The sequence below is a fragment of the Streptomyces sp. NPDC044704 genome (assembly GCF_056433525.1).
On sequence record NZ_JBWKGY010000005.1, the window covers coordinates 589,002 to 607,616 of the forward strand.

The 18,615-nt window shown below is 72.1% G+C and carries 20 protein-coding genes; 13 read left to right on the forward strand and 7 right to left on the reverse strand.

Translation table 11 applies throughout. The features are described 5' to 3' along the window. Window positions 1–5: 5 nt before the first annotated feature. Complete coding sequence (locus AC07B0_RS16590) at window positions 6–1,859, reverse strand: phosphatidylglycerol lysyltransferase domain-containing protein (protein WP_356871273.1); 1,854 nt, start codon at window positions 1,857–1,859, stop codon at window positions 6–8. Window positions 1,860–2,011: 152 nt separating this feature from the next. Here AC07B0_RS16590 and AC07B0_RS16595 point away from each other — a divergent pair, with 152 nt between their 5' ends. Next, entirely contained in the window at window positions 2,012–3,121 is a 1,110-nt protein-coding gene (locus AC07B0_RS16595; RefSeq protein ID WP_356871271.1) for an alpha/beta hydrolase, read from the forward strand. Window positions 3,122–3,189: 68 nt separating this feature from the next. On the opposite strand, the gene AC07B0_RS16600 is transcribed toward AC07B0_RS16595, so the two are convergent. Continuing rightward, window positions 3,190–4,155, reverse strand: coding sequence for an ABC transporter ATP-binding protein (locus AC07B0_RS16600; RefSeq protein ID WP_356871269.1), 966 nt, complete (start codon window positions 4,153–4,155; stop codon window positions 3,190–3,192). 168 nt (window positions 4,156–4,323) lie between these two features. Between AC07B0_RS16600 and AC07B0_RS16605 the strand changes: the two genes are divergently transcribed. From AC07B0_RS16605 to AC07B0_RS16620, 4 genes are all read left to right on the forward strand, one after another. Next, complete coding sequence (locus AC07B0_RS16605; RefSeq protein ID WP_478898494.1) at window positions 4,324–5,055, forward strand: ABC transporter permease; 732 nt, start codon at window positions 4,324–4,326, stop codon at window positions 5,053–5,055. Between the two features lie 4 nt (window positions 5,056–5,059). Then, a complete protein-coding gene (locus AC07B0_RS16610; RefSeq protein ID WP_356871265.1) occupies window positions 5,060–5,731 on the forward strand; it encodes an ABC transporter permease in 672 nt (223 codons plus the stop codon). A 77-nt stretch (window positions 5,732–5,808) separates the two neighbouring features. Next, complete coding sequence (locus AC07B0_RS16615; protein WP_356871263.1) at window positions 5,809–6,798, forward strand: ABC transporter substrate-binding protein; 990 nt, start codon at window positions 5,809–5,811, stop codon at window positions 6,796–6,798. Window positions 6,799–6,896: 98 nt separating this feature from the next. Beyond that, a complete protein-coding gene (locus AC07B0_RS16620) occupies window positions 6,897–7,919 on the forward strand; it encodes a hypothetical protein (RefSeq protein ID WP_469381422.1) in 1,023 nt (340 codons plus the stop codon). A gap of 10 nt (window positions 7,920–7,929) precedes the next feature. Here the strand turns inward: AC07B0_RS16620 and AC07B0_RS16625 are convergent, their stop codons facing one another. The 4 genes from AC07B0_RS16625 to AC07B0_RS16640 all read right to left on the reverse strand — a co-directional run bounded on the left by AC07B0_RS16625 (window position 7,930) and on the right by AC07B0_RS16640 (window position 11,714). Continuing rightward, window positions 7,930–9,210 carry an alpha/beta hydrolase family protein gene (locus AC07B0_RS16625; protein ID WP_469381424.1) on the reverse strand — a complete coding sequence of 427 codons (1,281 nt, stop codon included), beginning with the start codon at window positions 9,208–9,210 and terminating at the stop codon, window positions 7,930–7,932. 96 nt (window positions 9,211–9,306) lie between these two features. Then, entirely contained in the window at window positions 9,307–9,522 is a 216-nt protein-coding gene (locus AC07B0_RS16630) for a hypothetical protein (RefSeq protein WP_356871257.1), read from the reverse strand. 125 nt (window positions 9,523–9,647) lie between these two features. After that, window positions 9,648–10,499, reverse strand: a complete 852-nt coding sequence (locus tag AC07B0_RS16635) for an arylamine N-acetyltransferase family protein (RefSeq protein ID WP_356871255.1) — start codon at window positions 10,497–10,499, stop codon at window positions 9,648–9,650. Window positions 10,500–10,571: 72 nt separating this feature from the next. Then, window positions 10,572–11,714 carry an NADH-quinone oxidoreductase subunit D gene (locus AC07B0_RS16640; RefSeq protein WP_467295578.1) on the reverse strand — a complete coding sequence of 381 codons (1,143 nt, stop codon included), beginning with the start codon at window positions 11,712–11,714 and terminating at the stop codon, window positions 10,572–10,574. 31 nt (window positions 11,715–11,745) lie between these two features. Here AC07B0_RS16640 and AC07B0_RS16645 point away from each other — a divergent pair, with 31 nt between their 5' ends. The 7 genes from AC07B0_RS16645 to AC07B0_RS16675 all read left to right on the forward strand — a co-directional run bounded on the left by AC07B0_RS16645 (window position 11,746) and on the right by AC07B0_RS16675 (window position 17,802). Beyond that, the gene (locus tag AC07B0_RS16645) at window positions 11,746–12,237 is read left to right on the forward strand and encodes a PH domain-containing protein (protein ID WP_356871251.1); all 492 of its coding nucleotides are present in this window, start codon (window positions 11,746–11,748) and stop codon (window positions 12,235–12,237) included. Beyond that, a complete protein-coding gene (locus AC07B0_RS16650; RefSeq protein WP_478898495.1) occupies window positions 12,234–13,631 on the forward strand; it encodes a PH domain-containing protein in 1,398 nt (465 codons plus the stop codon). Before AC07B0_RS16645 ends, AC07B0_RS16650 begins: the two co-directional genes overlap by 4 nt. Window positions 13,632–13,824: 193 nt before the next feature. After that, entirely contained in the window at window positions 13,825–14,157 is a 333-nt protein-coding gene (locus tag AC07B0_RS16655; RefSeq protein WP_356871247.1) for a hypothetical protein, read from the forward strand. Between the two features lie 20 nt (window positions 14,158–14,177). After that, on the forward strand, window positions 14,178–14,489 hold the full coding sequence (locus AC07B0_RS16660) for a pore-forming ESAT-6 family protein (RefSeq protein ID WP_356871245.1): 312 nt from the start codon (window positions 14,178–14,180) through the stop codon (window positions 14,487–14,489). A gap of 52 nt (window positions 14,490–14,541) precedes the next feature. Beyond that, on the forward strand, window positions 14,542–14,922 hold the full coding sequence (locus AC07B0_RS16665; protein ID WP_356871243.1) for a DUF6507 family protein: 381 nt from the start codon (window positions 14,542–14,544) through the stop codon (window positions 14,920–14,922). Next, a complete protein-coding gene (locus AC07B0_RS16670; RefSeq protein ID WP_478898496.1) occupies window positions 14,919–17,162 on the forward strand; it encodes a hypothetical protein in 2,244 nt (747 codons plus the stop codon). Before AC07B0_RS16665 ends, AC07B0_RS16670 begins: the two co-directional genes overlap by 4 nt. Before the next feature lie 19 nt (window positions 17,163–17,181). Further along, entirely contained in the window at window positions 17,182–17,802 is a 621-nt protein-coding gene (locus AC07B0_RS16675) for a pentapeptide repeat-containing protein (protein ID WP_356871239.1), read from the forward strand. A gap of 66 nt (window positions 17,803–17,868) precedes the next feature. Here the strand turns inward: AC07B0_RS16675 and AC07B0_RS16680 are convergent, their stop codons facing one another. Further along, window positions 17,869–18,174 carry a hypothetical protein gene (locus AC07B0_RS16680; RefSeq protein WP_478898497.1) on the reverse strand — a complete coding sequence of 102 codons (306 nt, stop codon included), beginning with the start codon at window positions 18,172–18,174 and terminating at the stop codon, window positions 17,869–17,871. A 187-nt stretch (window positions 18,175–18,361) separates the two neighbouring features. Between AC07B0_RS16680 and AC07B0_RS16685 the strand changes: the two genes are divergently transcribed. Next, window positions 18,362–18,604 (forward strand): hypothetical protein, encoded by a 243-nt coding sequence (locus AC07B0_RS16685; protein WP_356871235.1) that lies wholly within the window; start codon window positions 18,362–18,364, stop codon window positions 18,602–18,604. The last annotated feature ends 11 nt before the right edge of the window (window positions 18,605–18,615 follow it).

Here is an 18,615-nt window from a genome sequence, read left to right on the forward strand (position 1 = left end):
GGGCGTCAGGCGGCCTGGACCTCGCGCTCCGCCTGGGCCGGAACCTTCGCGGAGAGGTGCTCGTGGGCGCAGGTGCGGACCGGCTTGGGGCGGCGGCGGCTGGCGAACAGCCGGGGCAGGGCCAGCGTCACGAAGCCCTCGGCCTGCATCGCGGCGAAGCCGATGCGGGGCAGGTCGCGGGTCTGGCGGAAGACGACGAAGCGGGGCTCCCAGCGGGGGCGGAACTTTGCGTTGAACTTGTAGAGCGACTCGATCTGGAACCAGCGGGACAGGAAGACCAGCAGTCCGCGCCACATGCGCAGCACCGGGCCGGCGCCGATCTTCTCGCCGCGGGCCAGGGCCGAGCGGAACATCGCGAAGTTCAGGGAGACCTTCTCGATCTTCAGGGCGGGGGCGGCCTCCAGGGAGGCCACGATGAGCAGCTCGTTCATGCCGGGGTCGGCGGCGCGGTCGCGGCGCATCAGCTCCAGCGACATGCCGTCCTTGCCCCAGGGCACGAAGTGCAGGACGGCCTTCAGGTCGCCGAAGGGGCTGGTGTCGCCCTCTTCCACCCGGTGGGCGGTGGCGATGAAGCAGTCGCCGTCGCCCGGGTCGCCGACCCGGCCCAGGGCCATGGAGAACCCGCGCTCGGTGTCGGTGCCGCGCCAGGCCTCTGCGGCGCCGCGCACCTGCTCCAGCTCGGCCTCGGTCAGCTCGCTGACCCGGCGGACCTTGGTGGTGTAGCCGTTGCGCTCGATGCGCTTCACCATCTGGCGGACGTTGCGCATGGCGCGGCCGGCGAGGGAGAAGTCTTTGACGTCGACGATCGCCTCGTCACCCAGCTCCAGGGCGTCGAGTCCGGTCTCGCGGGTCCAGACCTCGCCGCCGGTCTCGCTGCAGCCCATGACGGCGGGGGTCCACGAGTGGGCCTTGGCCTCCTCCATGAACCGTTCGATGGCGCCGGGCCAGGCCTCGACGTCGCCGATGGGGTCGCCGGAGGCGAGCATGACGCCGGAGACGACCCGGTAGGTGACGGCGGCCTTGCCGCTCGGGGAGAAGACGACGGCCTTGTCGCGGCGGAGGGCGAAGTGGCCGAGGGAGTCGCGGCCGCCGTGCCGGGCGAGCAGCTCGCGGAGCTTCGTCTCGTCGTCCGGGGTGAGCTGGGCGGCGGGGTGCTCGGGGCGGAAGGCCAGGTAGATGGTGGTGAGGGCGGTCAGCATGCCGAGCGCGCCGAGGGAGTAGCCGACGGTCCAGGAGACCCGGCCGGCGTAGTCGACGGGTCCCTCGAAGCCGAAGAGGCCGTAGACGACGTGCGTGATCTGCTCGTACAGGCTCGGGCGGCCGACGACCTTGCCCGGGTGCACGTTGACGATGACCAGGCCGAGCCCGATGGAGCCGGCGCTCATGAGTACGAAGTTCGCGAGCGCCTTCCAGCGGCTGCGCGGGTCCGGCAGGGCCTTGAATTCACCCTGGTGGCGCAGCAGCAGTGCGAGGAGCACCGCGGCGATGACCACGCCGATGAAGGAGTGGCGGTACATGAACTGCGCCACCGCGCCCGCGGGCAGCAGGACGACGGCGGCCCGCCAGGCCCGCCGCTTGTGCCGCTTGAGGCCGTGGGCGAGCAGCAGGAGCAGCACGCCCGCGCTGATGGACATGGCCGCGGCGAAGGGGCCCAGCGAACCGGGCAGCACCTCGGTGACCGCGTGGATCCGGCTGTGCCGGAACCGCGGGAAGACACCCGCCGCGATGTCCAGAAGGCCGACGATCATGACGGCCGTACCTACCAGGCCGGGCACCGACTCCGGCCGTGGACCACGGAGGATTCGGCGGACCCTGCTCGGAACCTGTCCCGACTTATCGCCATCTATCCTGCTAGACATCGCTTCCCGTTGCTCCGCGAGAGATCATGTGGCCGAAGACCGCGACAGCCTCCGGTGTGTGGTGCGTCCATTAGGACGACATCGACGAGGAGCGGGTTCACTCTTCCGTCGGAAAAATCCAGTCCTGCCATCAGAAAGTCGACTGACTGCTCATGGGTCTCACCAGTAATACGGTTCTGGCGCTGGCCATCGTCGCCGGTGTGCTGCTGTTCGCAGCCACGGTGTGGTTCTGGCCGAAGCTCTCGGGCCGCACCTGGCGCTCGGTCGCCGGCCGGATCGGTCTCCTCCTCGCGACCCAGCTGGCGCTGTTCTCGGCGATCGGTCTGGCAGCCAACAAGTCGTTCCAGTTCTACGGTTCCTGGGCCGACCTGTTCGGCCAGGAGACGTCCATCGGCAAGGTCGTCGACCACTCGATGAGCAGCAAGGACATCAAGGTCGTCGACAAGCAGAAGCTTGACGTGCCCGGCGGGGCGACCCCCCACGTCGGTGGGCAGATCCTGAAGGTTGCCATATCCGGGCAGAAGTCGAAGATAACGAGTCCCGGCTACGTGTGGCTCCCGCCCGAGTACTTCCAGCCACAGCACAAGGACCAGAACTTTCCCGCGTCGATCGTCCTGACCGGCTACCCGGGCACTGCCGAGAACCTGATCAAAGGGCTCGACTACCCGATGAAGGCCTTCAGCCTGTCGAAGGCGGGCAAGATGAAGCCGATGATCCTGGTCATGCTGCGGCCGACCATCGCGCCGCCGCGCGACACCGAGTGCGTGGACATACCCGGCGGACCGCAGACCGAGACCTTCTTCGCCCAGGACCTGCCGCAGGCCATCCAGGACACCTTCCGGGTCGGCAAGAAGCCGCAGAACATGGGCTTCATCGGGAACTCCACGGGCGGCTACTGCGCCCTGAAGATCGCCGCGCACCACCCGCAGACCTTCGGTGCCGCCGCGGGTCTGTCCGCTTACTACGACGCCCCGAACGACCCGACCACCGGTGACCTGTTCCACGGCGACGAGAAGCTGAAGAAGCGCGCGGACGTGCTGCACACGATGGAGAACAGGAAGCCGGCCGGCACCTCGTTCCTCGTCACCAGCAGCGAGATCGGCGAGCCGAACCTGGCGGACACGAAGAAGTTCATCAAGCTGGTCAAGGGCCCGGACCGGGTCTCCTCGATCATCCTCGACAGCGGTGGCCACAACTTCAACACGTGGCGGCGCGAGATCCCGCCGATGCTCACGTGGATGAGCGGGCGCATCCAGGCCTGAGGCCGGTGCGCGGACACGGCGGAGGGGCCCGGCCAGTACGGCCGGGCCCCTCTGCCGTACCCGGGCCGCTACTCCGCTTCGTGCGGGCGGGTTCGGCGCAGTGCCTGGTGGACGGCTTCCGGGGTGAGTACGCCGACCAGCGCGCCGGAGTCCGGATCCGTGACGCCGATCCGGCCCGAGTCCTCCTGGAGCAGGGCGGACAGGGCCTCGCGCAGCGAGGAGCCGAGGGCCACGCTGGTGGCCGGGGCCTCCGCTTGCGCCGGGATCAGGTCGGCCTTCCCGACCGGGGTGACGGCGAGGCGCTTGAGGCCCCGGTCGGAGCCGACGAAGGAGGCCACGTACTCGGTCGCGGGCGCGGCGAGGACGGCGGCCGGGCGGGCGAACTGCTCGATGGTGCCCGTTCCGTACACGGCGATGCGGTCGCCGAGCCGGACGGCCTCGTCGAGGTCGTGGGTGACGAGCAGGATCGTCTTGCGGACGGTCCGCTGGAGCGTCAGGAACTCGTTCTGGAGCCGCTCGCGGACCACCGGGTCCACCGCGCCGAAGGGTTCGTCCATCAGCAGCACCGGCGGATCGGCCGCGAGCGCGCGGGCGACGCCGACGCGCTGGCGCTGCCCGCCCGACAGCTGCTGCGGGTACCGGCCCCCGTAGACGGACGGGTCCAGTCCGACGAGTTCGAGGAGTTCGGCGGCCCGCGCGCGGGCCTTGGCCTTCGGGGTGCCGATCAGCTGCGGCACCGTCGCGGTGTTCTCCAGCACCGTCTTGTGGGGGAACAGGCCGACCTGCTGGATGACGTAGCCGATGCGGCGGCGCAGTTCGACCGGATCGGCGGCGGCGATGTCCTCGCCGCCGAGCAGGATCCGGCCGGACGTCGGCTCGATGAGCCGGTTGACCATCTTCATCGTGGTCGTCTTGCCGCAGCCGGACGGGCCCACGAGCGTGACCAGCTCGCCCTCCGCCACCTCGAAGGACAGGTCCTCCACGGCCGTCGTCCCGTCGGGGTAGCGCTTGGTCACATGCTCGAATCGGATCACACCCTCATCCTCGCGCACCCGTCGCCGGGTTTGGGCGAAGCCTTTGTTAGGAGAGTGTTGCCGCCGTGCGAAGGTTTCCGGCCATTGTCGGTGCCGGGGGTTATGGTCGCTTCTGAGTTGTCGGCAGGTTGTCGGCGGGACGCGCGTTCGATGACGGGGGGTGGGGGCATGGCGGGGCAGAACTGCCTCGTGGCGAACGACTGGCTGTGCTGGGAGTACGTCACCTCCCGCTCCCAGGAGCTCACCGACGCCACCGTCGAACACGTCTGGATCACCGCCGCCTCGGTGCTGATCGGCGTGGCCGTGTCCGTACCGCTGGCGCTGCTCGCCCGCCGCGGCCGCCACTGGGCGGCTCCCGTGCTCGGCCTGACCACCCTGCTCTACACGGTCCCCTCCCTGGCCATGTTCTCGCTGCTGCTGCCGCTCTTCGGGCTCTCGGCGGCGCTCGTGGTGACCGGCCTGGTGCTGTACTCGCTGACCATCCTCGTCCGCAACGTGCTGGCCGGCCTGGAAGCCGTCCCCGAGGAGGTGCGGGAGGCCGCGCGCGGGATGGGCTACGGCCCCCGGCTGCTGCTGTGGCAGGTCGAACTGCCGCTGGCGCTGCCCGCCCTGCTCGCCGGGGTGCGGATCGCCACCGTGTCGACCGTGGCCCTGACCACCGTCGGCTCGATCGTCGGCAAGGGCGGCCTCGGCAACCTGATCGCCCCGGCCGTGAACAGTTCCTTCAAGGCGCAGGTGCTCACCGCCTCGGTGCTGTGCGTCCTGCTGGCGCTGGTCGCCGACCTGCTGCTGCTCGGCGTGCAGCGGCTGCTGACGCCGTGGACCCGTACGGACCGCCGCGAGCGCACCGCCCGTGGCGGCCGGTCCGCCCGGGCGGCCGGATCCCTGAAGGGGGCCTGAGGCCGTGGGCGTGCTGGAAGGGGCCTGGGACTGGCTGGCGAACGGCGCCAACTGGTCCGGGGAGAACGGCGTCTGGCACCGGCTCGGCGAGCACGTCTACGTCAGCGGGATCGCCCTGGCCATCGCCTGCGCGGTGGCCCTGCCGATCGGCCTGTGGCTCGGCCACCTCGGCAAGGGCGGCGCCCTCGCGGTGAACGTCTCCAACGCCGGCCGGGCCGTCCCGGTCTTCGCGGTGCTGGCCCTGTTCATGGTGTCGCCGCTGCGCAGTGCCGGTTACCTCCCGACCGTCGTCGCGCTCGTCCTCTTCGCGATCCCCCCGCTGCTGACCAACGCCTACGTGGGCATGCGCGAGGTGGACCGGTCGGTGGTCGAGGCCGCCCGGGGCATGGGCATGTCAGGCCGCCAGCTGTTCCTGCGGGTGGAACTGCCGCTCGCCCGGGACCTGGTGATGACGGGCCTGCGCTCGGGCGCCGTCCAGGTCATCGCCACCGCCACGATCGCCGCGATGGTCGGGCAGGGCGGCCTGGGCAGGATCATCACCGCCGGCTTCAACACGTACAACACGGCGCAGGTCGTCGCCGGGGCGGTGCTGGTCGCCCTGCTGGCCCTGCTGGTGGAGGGCGCGCTGGTGGCCGCGGACCGCCTGCTGCTGCGTCGTCCGGCGCCGTCGCGCTGAGCGGCTGAGCCGGCCCCCGCCGCGCGACGGCGGCCGTACCCCGTTTCCGTCCGACCGTTTTCCCTGAAGGAGCTTTGATGAGCAAGTCCACGCGCATCCTCGGCGCGACCCTGGGCGCGGTGGCCCTGACCGTGTCGCTCGCCGCGTGCGGCGGCGACAGTCTGGAGAAGACCAAGGACGGCGGGTCCTCCGCCGACGCGTCCTCCTCCGCCGGCGGGGCCAAGGGGAAGCTGGTCATCGGCGCGGCCGGGTTCACCGAGTCCAACGTGCTGGCCGAGCTGTACGCGCAGGTCCTGAAGGACGCGGGCTACGGCACCTCCATCACCACGGTCAACAACCGCGAGCTGTACGAGCCGTCGCTGGAGAAGGGCGAGATCGACGTCGTCCCCGAGTACGCGGCCACCCTCGCGGAGTTCCTGAACGCCAAGGTCAACGGACCGGACGCGCCGAAGGACAAGCCGGTCGCCTCCAGCGACGCGGCCGCCACGGTGGCGGCCCTGGAGAAGCTCGCGGCGCCGCTGGGCCTCAAGGCCCTGCCGGCCGGTGAGGCCGTCGACCAGAACGCCTTCGCGGTGACCAAGGAATTCGCCCAGAAGAACAACCTCAAGACCCTTTCCGATCTCGGCAAGTCCGGTCTCAAGGTGAAGATCGCCGCCGGTGACGAATGCGCCGTCCGGCCGTTCTGCGCACCGGGGTTGGAGAAGACGTACGGAATCGCCGTTTCGGGCGTCGACCCCAAGGGCGTCGGCACCCCGCAGGCCAAGCAGGCCGTCAAGGACGGCGTCGACCAGCTGGTGCTGACCACGACCACCGACGCCACCCTCGACGGCTACGGCCTGGTCCTGCTGGAGGACGACAAGAAGCTCCAGAACGCCGACAACGTGCTGCCGGTGGTCAACGCCAAGGACGCCGGGGCCCCGGAGGTCGCGGAGGCCCTCGGCAAGATCACGAAGGTGCTCACCACGGCCGACCTCGTCGAGCTGAACCGGAAGGTCGACGCGGAGCGCGCCAAGCCGGCGGACGTCGCGAAGGCCTATCTGGAGTCGAAGGGCCTTCTCAAGAAGTAACAAGAACCTGGTTGATGGGAAATTGTGGGGCAACCGCCCGGCAAGAGTTTGCCGGGCGGGTATCCCACGCGCCGCCCACGCCCTGTAAATTTCAGGCCATGCCCCGTGGACGCCACCGCAATCCCGAGCCCCTGCACCGACTTCTCACGCCGACGGCCGTCGCCGGGGTTTCCGTCGCCAGCGCCGGCGCGGCCTGGCTCCTCGCGGAACCGCTCGCGCTACGCCTGCTCGTGGCCCTCACCGCGGCCGCGGGCGTGGGCGGCGCCGTCCTCATGCGCTCCTGGGACCGGTCGGCCGGCCGCCGGGTCGCGGAACTGGCCCGGGAACGGGTCAAGGACGAGTGGAAGACGGAAGAGCGGATAGCCGAGCTCGAATCCGACCTGGAGGAGGCGCGCGTCCTGCGCGCCAAGCTCGACACGAAACTGCGCGCCAAGCGCGTCGAACTGGCGGGCCTGCGCGGCGAGCACGCCGCGCTGCTGCGCCGGTACGCGACCGCCGAGACCGAGCGCGCCACCGCCCTGGAGAAGCGCCGGCTGCTGGCGCTCGAAGCCGCCGCCCCGGCCGCCGGGCCCAGGGAACTGCCCGCGGTGTCCGAGGAACGCACCGGCAGCGGCGCGCCCACCCCGGTCGGCTACGCCCGCGCCCACGCGGCGATGACGGCCCTGGCCCGCCGGGCGGAGGCCGCCGCGGCCGCCGCGGAGCAGCCCGCAGCCGCAGCCGCCACCGCACCCCCCGCCGCCCCGGTCGCCGACGCCCACGCCCGGGCGGCCGCCACCCCGTCGGTCCCGCTTCCGGCGCGCCGGCCGGCCGCGACCGTCGCCCCGTACTCGGCCGCGCGCCGCTCCGCCTCGCGCGTCGAGGGCGGCTTCGACTTCTTCGGCACCAAGACCGCCGCGCAGGCCCGCGCCGTGATCGAGTCCGTGCAGAACGAGGACCTGGCCGACGTGGTCGGAGCCGAGGCCCTCGCCGTGCACAAGGCGGAGTCCGTACGCCCCGACACCGGCCCGGAGTTCAAGCCGGTCACCCCCGAGCAGCGGGCGGTGGGCCAGGTCATCGACCTGACCGCCCACGACGAGACCGAGCCCATCAACGTGGGCCGGCTGCGCACGGCGATCTCCTAGGCCGCAGGGGCTATCCGCCCGACGGGCTCCGGCGGACCGAGTCGAACCAGCGGACGGCCTGCGGGGCCGAGCGGACCGCCGTGGCGGTGTGGTCGGCGTCCGCCCCCTGGTCGACGACCTTCGCCCGGACCCCGTGGCGGGCCAGGTCCGCCGCGCAGGACCGGGCGTTGGCGATCGGCACGTCGGTGTCGCCGGAGCCCGCGTAGAGGCGTACGGGCACGGCGGGCTTCCAGTCACAGAAGCCGTCGTTGGCTTCGATGACCGCGCGCAGGGTCCCGCGCGGGCTCCGGACCTTCTCGGCCCACTCCGGGGTGAGCAGCTCCTGCGGGGTCGCGGGCAGCGCCCCGACGATCTCCTCCGGCCGGTGGTTCCCGTCGAACAGCCCTTCCACGGTCTGCGCGTACGGTGCGCGGAACACCTCGGCGGGGTCCCCGTACAGCGGGTGGAGCCGGTTCTGCGCGGTGAGGAAGTAGGAGAGGTAGAAGACGGCGCTGACCGGGGCGACGCGGCCGTCGGTGATCCCCGGGAACTCGGTGCCCGTCAGGTCGTGCGGTCCGGCCATAGGGGCGAGTGCCCGCAGCCGGAAGCCGTCGCGGCCGCGGGAGAGTTCGCGGCCCAGGGCCATCGCCACCTGGCCGCCCTGGGAGAAGCCGGTGGCGTACACGTCGCGGGTGAGGGGACGGCCGAGCCGCTCGGCGGCGGCGCGCGAGGCCTTCAGCATGTCCACGGAGGCGGTGACGGAGGAGCGGGTGTCCATGTACGGGTGGCTGCCGGGCCCGCCGCCCAGGCCCAGGTAGTCCGGGGCGGCGACGGCGCGGCCCGCGGAGGCGTGCAGGTACGGGGTGATCCGGTTGTACCCGGCGCCGCCGGACGGGGCGTCGTCGCGGGTCGGGACCGTGCCGTGGGTGTCGGAGACCAGGTCGAGGCGGTGCGGGCCGCCGCGCGGCAGGACGAGCAGACCGGTGGCCGTGGTGGGGCGGCCCCGGGGGTCGACGGTGGCGTAGGTGAGCCGGTAGGCGCTGATGCCGTGGCGGACGGTGCCGGCGTCCATGCCGAAGGCGGTGAGCTCGGCGGCGACCTGGTCGCGTCCGAGGGTGGCGAGCGGGGCCACGGAGATCAGAGCGCCCCGGGCGGAGGCGGCCGCGCCCGCGGTCGTGGCGCCCGTGGTGGCGGGCGCGGCGAGGGCGGCCGGGGCGGCGATGCCGCCGAGTACGGCAGCGAGGGCCACGGCCGCGGCGCCGCGCCGCAGCCACTGCTTGCCGGTCCGGGGGGTCGGGTGCGTCGTCGTCATGCCCCGAACGCTAGGGGCGGCGCGGACTCCTGGACATCCCGTCCTCCCCCGGGGCGGCCGGGGGACAACCCCCGTATCCGGTGCCCCCAACTTCCCTCAGAACAGCGGCAGCTGGCCCGGCAGCGGGCCCAGGGCGAACCCGTCCAGGGTCGGGGCCGAGGCGCCGAGCACCACGCGGGCGCGGGATCCGGGGCAGGACACCAGACCGGCCCGGTCCCGGCCGGCGGGAGGATCGTGGCGGGCGATCCGGCCGGCCGTCACGGCGCAGTCGCGGCCGCAGGCGGGGCAGGCCCGCCGGGGGGAGTGGGACATACCCCCAGTCTGCCCTGCCGGGCCGACAACGGAACCGCCGGCCGCCGGCCGCGCCCTCCCGCCGGCCGGGGGTCACCCGCGCCCTCCCGCCCGCCGGACCCGGCCCCGCCCGCCGCCGCGGGGGTTCAGCCCTGGCGCCCGGCCAGCCACGCCTCGTGCGCCAGGCTCACGCGGGCCCACAGCGCCTCCCGGTCCGCCGGGGTGAAGTCGTCCAGCTCCCGCCCGAAGACGGAGGCGACGACGTCGAAGAACTCGCCGGAGGTGGTCAGTTCCCGCTCGGAGTCCGGCTTGCCCGGCTCGGTCCGGGTCAGGACCCGTCCGCGCAGCGCGTCGACGCCGTGCGCGTCGCGCCGCAGCAGGGCGCAGGTACGGACGAAGCCGGAGTCCGGCGACGTCGACAGACGGGTGTGCTCGGCCTCGAAGTCGGCGGTCACCGCCGGGGCCGTGTGGAAGTTCATCACCGGTGCCGGACCCCCGTCGTTGAGGTAGGTCCAGCCCGGTTCCGCACCCGGCGCCGACTCCTCCAGGCGGTACGTGAACCCGCCCTGCCGGTGCTCCCCGGCCCGCAGCGGAAGCGGCTCGTACGGTCCGTCGCCGAGCCCGGTCTCGACGAAGTACTCCTGCCCGTCGACCCGTACGGTCAGCGCGAGGTGGTCGCCGCTGACGTCGCGCCGGTGGGCCTCGGCCCGGTGCAGGACGCCCCCGCGGTGGCGGGTCACCTCGTACCCGAGGGTCTCCAGGAGCAGTGCGAAGGCGCCGTTGAGGTGGAAGCAGTAGCCGCCGCGCCCGGCCTCGATGCGGCGGGCCGACAGCTCGGGGTCGATGCCGGGCGGCCGGCCGGCCTGGATGTCGAGGTTCTCGTACGGGACGCGTTCCAGGTGCGCGCGCTGGAGTGCGAACAGCCCCTCCGCGGAGGGGCTGCCGGGGTCGGAGATGCCGAGTCGCCGCAAGTAGCCGGCGCGTATGCCAGAGGTCATTCCCGCACGATAGGACGCGGATCCCGCGGGGTCACGAGGTATTCGCCGGTCGGCGCCGCGTGCCGGTCCGCGCTACTTGTCGATGTCGCCCACGACGAAGAACAGCGAGCCGAGGATCGACACCATGTCCGCGACGAGCTGCCCGGGCAGCAGGACGGCCAGGGCCTGGATGTTGTTGTAGGAGGCGCTGCGCAGCTTCAGCCGGTACGGGGTCTTCTCGCCCTTCGAGACCAGGTAGTAGCCGTTGATGCCGAGCGGGTTCTCCGTCCAGGCGTACGTGCTGCCCTCCGGCGCCTTCAGGACCTTCGGCAGCCGCTGGTTGATCGGCCCCGGCGGCAGCTCGGCCATCCGGTCCAGGCAGGCCACCGCCAGGTCGAGGGCGTTGTGCGTCTGGTCGAGCAGCACTTCGAAGCGGGCCAGGCAGTCGCCCTCGGAGCGGGTGACCACCTTCAGGACGTCCTGGAGTTCGCCGTACGCCAGGTAGGGCTCGTCGCGGCGCAGGTCGAAGTCGACCCCGGAGGCGCGGGCGATGGGTCCGGACACCCCGTACGCGTGCACCGCCTCGGCGGACAGGACGCCGACGCCGCGCGTGCGGCCGCGGAAGATCTCGTTGCCGTGGACGAGCTTGTCGTAGACGTCCATCCGGGTCCGGACGTCGGCGATGGCGGCGCGGGCCCGGCCGAGCCAGCCGGCCGGCAGGTCCTCCTTCAGGCCGCCGACGCGGTTGAACATGTAGTGCATGCGGCCGCCGGAGATCTCCTCCATCACGGCCTGGAGCTCCTCGCGCTCCCGGAACGCGTGGAAGATCGGGGTGATCCCGCCCAGTTCGAGCGGGTACGACCCGAGGAACATCAGGTGGTTCAGTACCCGGTTCAGCTCGGCGAGGAGCGTACGCATCCACACGGCGCGCTCGGGGACCTCCATGCCGAGCATCCGCTCGACGGCCATGACCACGCCGAGCTCGTTGGAGAACGCGGACAGCCAGTCGTGGCGGTTCGCGAGCATCACGATCTGGCGGTAGTCGCGGGCCTCGAAGAGCTTCTCGGCGCCCCGGTGCATGTAGCCGACGACGGGCTCGGCGCTGACGATCCGCTCGCCGTCCAGGACGAGCCGCAGGCGCAGCACACCGTGGGTGGAAGGGTGCTGCGGTCCGATGTTGAGCACCATGTCGGTGCTCTCCGCCGCTCCGCCGATGCCGACCGTCGTCTCCGTCATGGCGGCATTGTCTCAGCCCTACGCTGGGGGCATGGAAACCGGGACGCAGGGTGAGACGGCGCCGCCCGAATGGGTGGGACTGCCGGGCGGGCTCCTGACCCTGAGGCGGCTGCTGCTGGTGATCTGGACGCTGCTCCCGGCCGTGGCGACGGGGCTGCTGCTGGGCCTGTTCGCCGGGCCCGCCTGGGCCCTCCTCGCGGCGGTCTGGCTCGCGGTGCTGGCCTGGGGGTGGGTGATGCTCGGGCGGAACTGGCGGTCCTGGCGGTACGCCGAGCGGGCCGACGACCTGCTGATCAGCCGGGGCGTGCTGTGGCGGGAGCAGACCGTGGTCCCCTACGGGCGGATGCAACTGGTCGAGGTGACCTCGGGGCCGCTGGAGCGGCGCTTCGGACTGGCCTCCGTACAGCTGCACACGGCCGCCGCGGCGAGTGACGCCAAGATTCCCGGGCTGGACCCGGCCGAGGCGGAGCGGCTGCGCGACCGGCTGACGGAGCTCGGCGAGGCAAGGTCGGCGGGGCTGTGAGCGCGTCGGCGGGCCCGGCGGACGAGGCGGACGAGGCGGACCCGGCGCACCGGGCGGACCCGGCAGGCCCGGCGAAGGCGCCCGGGGGCGGGGGACCGGGCACGGCCGTCGAGCGGCGGCTGCACCTCCTCACCCCGCTGCGCCGCGCGTGGGTGCCGATCGCCGCGACGGTCGGCGTCGTCGCCCAGCAGGGCCAGCGGGCCCAGGAGTGGGTGACCGGCCTCTCCCAGGGCCTGCGCGTCCTGGGGCTGGCCGCGCTCGTCCTCGTCTTCGGCCTGTACGGGTTCCTCAGCTGGTGGTTCACCCACTACTCCGTCACCGACACCGAGCTGCGCATCCGCACCGGCCTCTTCTTCCGCCGCACCGCCCACATCCGCCTCGACCGCATCCAGGCCATCGACGTCACGCGCCCGCTGCTGGCCCGCGTCGCCGGCGTCGCGAAACTCCGGCTCGACGTCATCGGCACCGAGGACAAGGACGAGCTGGCCTTCCTCGGCGAGGCCGACGCCGTCGCCCTGCGGGCCGAACTGCTCGCCCGGGCCGCCGGATTCGCCCCCGACGAGGCCGTCTCGCTCGGTGAGGCCCCCGAACGGGGGCTGCTCCGGGTCCCGGTCGCGGACCTGGTCGTCTCCATGCTGCTGAGCCTCGACGTGTGGGCCGCGCTCGTCGGCGGGCTCGTCGGCCCGGCGGCCGTGTGGTGGTTCAGCGAGAACCTCTGGGCGGCCGTGGCCACCCTGATCCCGATGGTGGGCGCGGTCTGGGCGGGCAGCGTCGGCCGCTTCCTCACCGAGTACGACTGGACGGTCGCCGAGTCCCCCGACGGGCTGCGCCTCGACCACGGGCTCTTGGACCGCGCCCACGAGACCGTCCCGCCGGGCCGCGTGCAGACCGTACGCGTCGTGGAACCGCTGCTGTGGCGGCGGCGCGGCTGGGTCCGGGTGGAGCTGGAGGTGGCCGGCTCCAAGAACGGGCTGCTGGTCCCCGTGGCCACCCGCGCGGCCGCCCACGCCGTGATCGCCCGGGTGCTGCCGGGCGCTGACCTGGGGGCCCTGGTCTTCAGCCCCTCCCCCCGCGCGGGCTCGCGGTGGGTGGTGCCGGTGTGGTGGAAGGGGTACGGGCTGGCCGTCTCGGCGGAGCTCTTCGCGGCCCGGCGCGGACGCCTGTGTCGTCGTACGGAGATCGTTCCGCATGCGAAGGTCCAGAGCGTGCGCCGCTCCCAGGGGCCCTGGGAACGGGCCCGCGGGGTGGCCGACCTGCACGTGGACACCGGCGCGAACGGCACCGTCACCGCCCGGCTGCGCCCCGCCGCGGAGGCCTCCGTCCTGCTCGACGCGCAGGCGGCCCGGTCCCGAACCTCGCGCGCGGCGGCGCGGCCCGACCGCTGGATGACCTGACGGGCCGCGGGTGCACGTACCGCTGTGGCTCGCACACGAGGGGTGTCGAGGGCGCGCGGGAGGGGCGGGAATCGGCCGGGGTTGATTTTCGGCCAGAGGCACCGGCCGGATGAAACCGTGTTTGTGTTCGCAACGTCCCTTGGGTAGACAGGGACACACGCAGGTGACGGAACGACACGTCAGGGGTGGGTGGATGAAGTTCGACATGGGCAGCACGACGCTGTCCGATCTGGGCAAGGCCACGACGGGATCCAGCGACGACCTGGGCACGCTGATCAAGCTGCTGATCGCCGCCGCCGACCCGCTGGAGGGCAAGTTCCACGGACCCGGCAAGGTCGCCTTCGACTCGTTCAAGCGGCGTTCGGACGCGATCACGACGGAACTGAACGCCTCGCTGCGGGCGATCCTCGGCGGTCAGGCCGGAATGGACACCTCGTTCACCTCGGGTGCCACCGAGCAGCAGGACAACGCCCACCAGAACATGGGCACCGCGAACTTCGACGCCGCTCGCTTCGGCGCGCGCTGAGACCCGGGGGACCGAAGGACATGGCACAGAACCAGGACCGTACTTCGTACGACACCGGTGCGTCCGTCGAGGTGCAGGGCGGTCTCGGCGGGATCATCGGCCAGCTGGAGCGGGTGCTCGGCGACCGTGAGACGGCGGTGAAGGCGGCGATGGCCGAGTTCACGGCCGACGGCGTCTCGGACGAGTACCACGGCAAGGAAGCCCGCTGGAACAAGGCGGCGAACGAGGTGCGCAACATCATCCGCCTGGTGCGCACGACGCTGGACCAGAACGACGCGACGGCGCAGGCGACGCTGCAGAAGGCCAAGGCGGCCGTGGACGGGATCGGCTGACCGCCTCGGCGCGGACACGGGCGCGGGCCATTCGGGGAAACGGGGGCAGGTCATGGACTGGGACATCAAACCGTCCGGCGTACAAGGGGTCGTGAACAAGACGGTCACCGCTGCCGGTGGCTTCGAGAAGGCGGGCAAGTCGCTGCAGACGGCCCTGCCGGACGCGGCGAAGCACGCGGGGACCATCACCGAGGGCGGTTCCACCGCCGGTGAGGGCGGCGGCATGGGCCCGATCGCGGCCGCTCTGGGCGGACTCATGGACGCCCACGACCAGCGTCTCGCGTTCATCGGAGCTCGTACGACGGCCTCGGTCAACGGGGCGATCGCGGCGACGACGGCTTACGTGCAGGGCAATCTGGACCAGGCCGCCAACGCCCAGGCCGAGGCGCTGAAGGAGCCGAAGATCGACCTGCCGGGGGCTGGCAAGAAGTGACGGACCACGTTCCGATCAACCCCTGCACGATCCCGCAGTTCACCGGCGACCTGGCGTCGCTGGAGCTGGACAAGGCGAAGCTGACGACGGCGGCGGGCACGTTCCGTGACGCGGGGTCGAACGTGGATTCCGAGTTCCAGGGGCTGTCGGCGTTCTACTCGGCGCCGGAGGCGGCGAAGCTGTTCGCGACGACGAAGCCGGTCAAGACGGACAGTGACTTCTTCGCGGACCAGCTGGAGTCGGCGGCGAAGGCGCTGGGCGAGTACGTCACCGAGGCGCGGCCGATCGTGGCGCGGCTGAAGGAGCTCCAGGCGAAGGCGACGGCCTTCACGAGCAAGATCAGCGGGGACGAGCACTGGAAGGACGACGGGGACAAGATCGACGAGAACAACGATCTGATCCACGACGTCAACGCGGCGGCCGAGGCGTTCTGGGCCGCCGAGCGGACCTGCGCCAACAAGATCCGGGCCCTGTACTGCGCGCCGCCGCTCGTGGCGGACGACGGCTCGCACGGCGCGAACATGTACGGCTACAAGGCGGAGGACCTGAACAAGGTCCAGGACCTGCCGTGGGGTTCGCAGCTGGAGGAGACCCACCGGGCCTGGGAGGTCGGGTACTGGGTCAAGTCCTTCGTGTGGGACGGCATCATCGTCGACGGCATCTGGGGCACGCTCAAGGGCCTCGGCACGCTCGTAGGCTTCGGCGGTCTCGACGCGATGGGCCAGGCCTGGACGGGCCTGGCGAAGCTGGCGACCGGTCTGGTGATCACGGCCATCCCCGGGGCGAACGTCGCGTTCTGGACGGCCGACGAGAAGGACATGCCGGGCTGGCTGCGGGATTCGCGTACCGCCATGAAGGAGACCGGCAAGGCGCTGGTCGCGTGGGACGAGTGGGGCAAGAACCCGGCCCGGGCGGCCGGAGCGGTCACCTTCAACGTCGTGACGACCGTGTTCACGGGCGGCGCCGGCGCGGTGGCCAAGACGGGTGCGGTGGCGAAGGTCATCGGCGCGGCGGGCAAGGCCGGCAGGCTGATCGACCCGATCACGTACATCGGCAAGGCCGGGTCCCTGGCGAAGCTGAAGATCGGCGACCTGTTCACGAACCTCGGCAAGGTCGACGGGGCCTTCCCGAAGATCGACGACGTGGTGTGGAAGGACCTCCCGAAGGCCGACGCCCCCGGCATCACCTTCCCGCACCCGGACGACACGGTCCGCCTTCCCGACGACTCCCTGGGCCGGCCGCAGTACTACGACAAGACCACCAACCAGCTCCTGGACCATACGGGCGCCCCCAAGCAGGACCTCACCTCGGTCCCGAAGGGACCGGACCACCCCCTGGCCGAGACCCCGGTTCGCGAGCCGGCCCCGGTCGGCGCCCCGGCCCACTCGGTGGCCGGCACGGCCGACAACGCGGCCCACGCCCCCGGCGGCGCGGCCACCCACACCCCGGGCGGAGTGGCGGACAACACGGCCCGCAACAGCCACACCGACCCCACGAACCCCACGGGCGCCGGCACCCGCACCGACACCACCCCCACGGGCGGCGGCACCCACACGGACACCCCGTCCACGGGCGGTAACGGCGACGGCCCGGTCACCGGCGGCGGCCACGGCGGCGGCCACGGCGACGGCCCGGGCGTTCCGCGCCAGGGCGACGGCGGAGGCTCTCCCGGGGAGCCCGAAGCCCCGAAGGCGGACGAGCCGCCGACCGGCGCGACGCCGGAACGGCCGAACGAGCCGGCGCAGGCCTTCACCGCCGAGGAGAAGGCCGCGCACTGGGGCCACCTCGACGAGGTCGCGGGACGCAACGCGGACGACTTCGACCAGCTCCAGCGCGACCCGGACAAGAACGGCGGCATCAACGAGAGTTCGATGGACGAGGCGAGGGTGGGCCTGGACCTGCGGGAGAGCGGCCGGCTCCCGGACGACATCGCCCGTCCCCACAAGGCCGACCTGGGTGAGTTCTACTCGGAGACCACCGGCCGCTACTACGACATCAAGGGCGTCCACTCGGACTACCCGCCGTTCAACAACATCCGCAACAAGAACGGCCCCTGGCCAGGTGCCTACGATTCCGTCCGGGACTCCGCCAAGTGGGAAGACAAGGTGCGAGGACAGATCGAAACACGGAAGCGCATCGTGATCCTCGACATGCGCAATGCGGACCAGGCCGCAATTGATGACATTCGGGGCATCATCGAAAGGAACGGCTGGGAGAATGATGTCATCTGGTACCCGTAGAGGGTGGCGCCCACCCGTCATGCCGGCTGACGCGGAGGCCGCCGAGCGGCTGCGGGAATGGCTCGACGAAGACACCGGCGGGCTCGACGTCATCGGTCTGGACCTCGGCGGGGCCGACGTGTCGGGGGCGGACTTCTCCGATTCGTGGTTCACCGACACCCGGCTCGTCGACGCGCGCCTGGCCGGTGCCGAGTTCTACCGGGCCGACCTGGAGCGGGCCGATCTCACGGGGGCCGACGCGACGGGCGCCTCGTTCCTGCGGGCGAACCTCGACGACGCCGTGCTGCGCGGAACCGTCCTCGACGGGGCGAACCTCGTCAGGGCTTCGGTGTACGGGGTGGACGCCTCGCACGCCCGCTGCCGGGGCACGCGGTTCATGGGGGCCTCCCTCCAGAAGGTCGACCTCCGCGGGGCGGACCTCACCGACGCGGTCTTCGAGGAGAACCTCTTCGAGGTGGTGCTGGACCACACCACCGTGGTCTCGGGCATGACCGGTTCGGTCTACGGGCCCGCGCAGCTCCTGTCGGAGGACGGGCAGCGGACCGAGTTGGCCGGGGTGGACCTGGAGAAGTGGCTCCGCGACCGCGGTGCGGACGTACGGGTCGTGGAGCCCGGCTGGTGGCTCGGACAGCAGGATTGACGCGAGGGGCCCGCGCCGGAACCGGGACGCTCACGGCTACCGCATCCCGGCCGCTGGAGCGGCCCGTCATCCGGGCGGCATCGGGGCCCGGTCGCCGGTGCCGGTGAAGAGGTAGGCGTACAGGGCGCGGAGGTAGGCGTGCAGGGTTTCCGCGTCCGGGAACTCGATGTTGGTCAGGCGCTCGTACGCGTCCACGCCGCGGCCTTCGCGCAGGAAGTCGTCGAAGCCGCGCCGGACGGCCTCCACGTGCGAGGGAGCGTAGGAGTGCAGGGTGCCGCGCATGTCCCAGTCGGTGTCGTAACCCCGCTCCAGTTCGAGGTGGGTGTACACGAAGTTCTTGAAGTGCCGGTCGGGGTCGTCGGGGTCGATCACGTGCCGTCCATCGGGTCGGGGCCGAACCCGTCGGAGGGTCCGGGCGGGTGGGGTCACGGGAGCCTAGTGCCGGCGGAACCCCGGACCGCCGTTCGGGGATCTTCGCGGCCGGGCGTCCGGGCGGCGGGCGGTTTCCCGCGGGGCCGGGGGCGTACTAGCGTCGGGGCCGACAGGAAGGGGGACCGCCATGGCGGCACAGGACTACGACAGCCAGCTGCTCGAATCGGTCGCGGTACGACGGCGGCGCATGCGGGACGCCGTGCTGTTCGGGGCCCAGCGCGGGCGGCGGGTCGCCGACGAGCGGATCGGCAAGGCCGTGGCCGGGCTGGTCATCGCGGCCGTGCTGTGCGCCGGCTGCGTCGGCTGGTCGTTCATCTCGCACCGGCTCATCGGCAAGTCCGGTACGCCGGGTCAGGTCAGTACTCGGTGATAGGTTCGAAC

What these genes read in the sequence shown, in the direction of transcription:
- AC07B0_RS16640 (WP_467295578.1), bottom strand. Translation starts at nt 11,714, where the DNA reads ATGACGGAGACGACGGTCGGCATCGGCGGAGCGGCGGAGAGCACCGAC.
- AC07B0_RS16615 (WP_356871263.1), top strand. Translation starts at nt 5,809, where the DNA reads ATGAGCAAGTCCACGCGCATCCTCGGCGCGACCCTGGGCGCGGTGGCC.
- AC07B0_RS16660 (WP_356871245.1), top strand. Translation starts at nt 14,178, where the DNA reads ATGGCACAGAACCAGGACCGTACTTCGTACGACACCGGTGCGTCCGTC.
- AC07B0_RS16630 (WP_356871257.1), bottom strand. Translation starts at nt 9,522, where the DNA reads ATGTCCCACTCCCCCCGGCGGGCCTGCCCCGCCTGCGGCCGCGACTGC.
- AC07B0_RS16665 (WP_356871243.1), top strand. Translation starts at nt 14,542, where the DNA reads ATGGACTGGGACATCAAACCGTCCGGCGTACAAGGGGTCGTGAACAAG.
- AC07B0_RS16655 (WP_356871247.1), top strand. Translation starts at nt 13,825, where the DNA reads ATGAAGTTCGACATGGGCAGCACGACGCTGTCCGATCTGGGCAAGGCC.
- AC07B0_RS16595 (WP_356871271.1), top strand. Translation starts at nt 2,012, where the DNA reads ATGGGTCTCACCAGTAATACGGTTCTGGCGCTGGCCATCGTCGCCGGT.
- AC07B0_RS16625 (WP_469381424.1), bottom strand. Translation starts at nt 9,210, where the DNA reads ATGACGACGACGCACCCGACCCCCCGGACCGGCAAGCAGTGGCTGCGG.
- AC07B0_RS16685 (WP_356871235.1), top strand. Translation starts at nt 18,362, where the DNA reads ATGGCGGCACAGGACTACGACAGCCAGCTGCTCGAATCGGTCGCGGTA.
- AC07B0_RS16645 (WP_356871251.1), top strand. Translation starts at nt 11,746, where the DNA reads ATGGAAACCGGGACGCAGGGTGAGACGGCGCCGCCCGAATGGGTGGGA.
- AC07B0_RS16620 (WP_469381422.1), top strand. Translation starts at nt 6,897, where the DNA reads ATGCCCCGTGGACGCCACCGCAATCCCGAGCCCCTGCACCGACTTCTC.
- AC07B0_RS16635 (WP_356871255.1), bottom strand. Translation starts at nt 10,499, where the DNA reads ATGACCTCTGGCATACGCGCCGGCTACTTGCGGCGACTCGGCATCTCC.
- AC07B0_RS16590 (WP_356871273.1), bottom strand. Translation starts at nt 1,859, where the DNA reads ATGTCTAGCAGGATAGATGGCGATAAGTCGGGACAGGTTCCGAGCAGG.
- AC07B0_RS16605 (WP_478898494.1), top strand. Translation starts at nt 4,324, where the DNA reads ATGGCGGGGCAGAACTGCCTCGTGGCGAACGACTGGCTGTGCTGGGAG.
- AC07B0_RS16675 (WP_356871239.1), top strand. Translation starts at nt 17,182, where the DNA reads ATGCCGGCTGACGCGGAGGCCGCCGAGCGGCTGCGGGAATGGCTCGAC.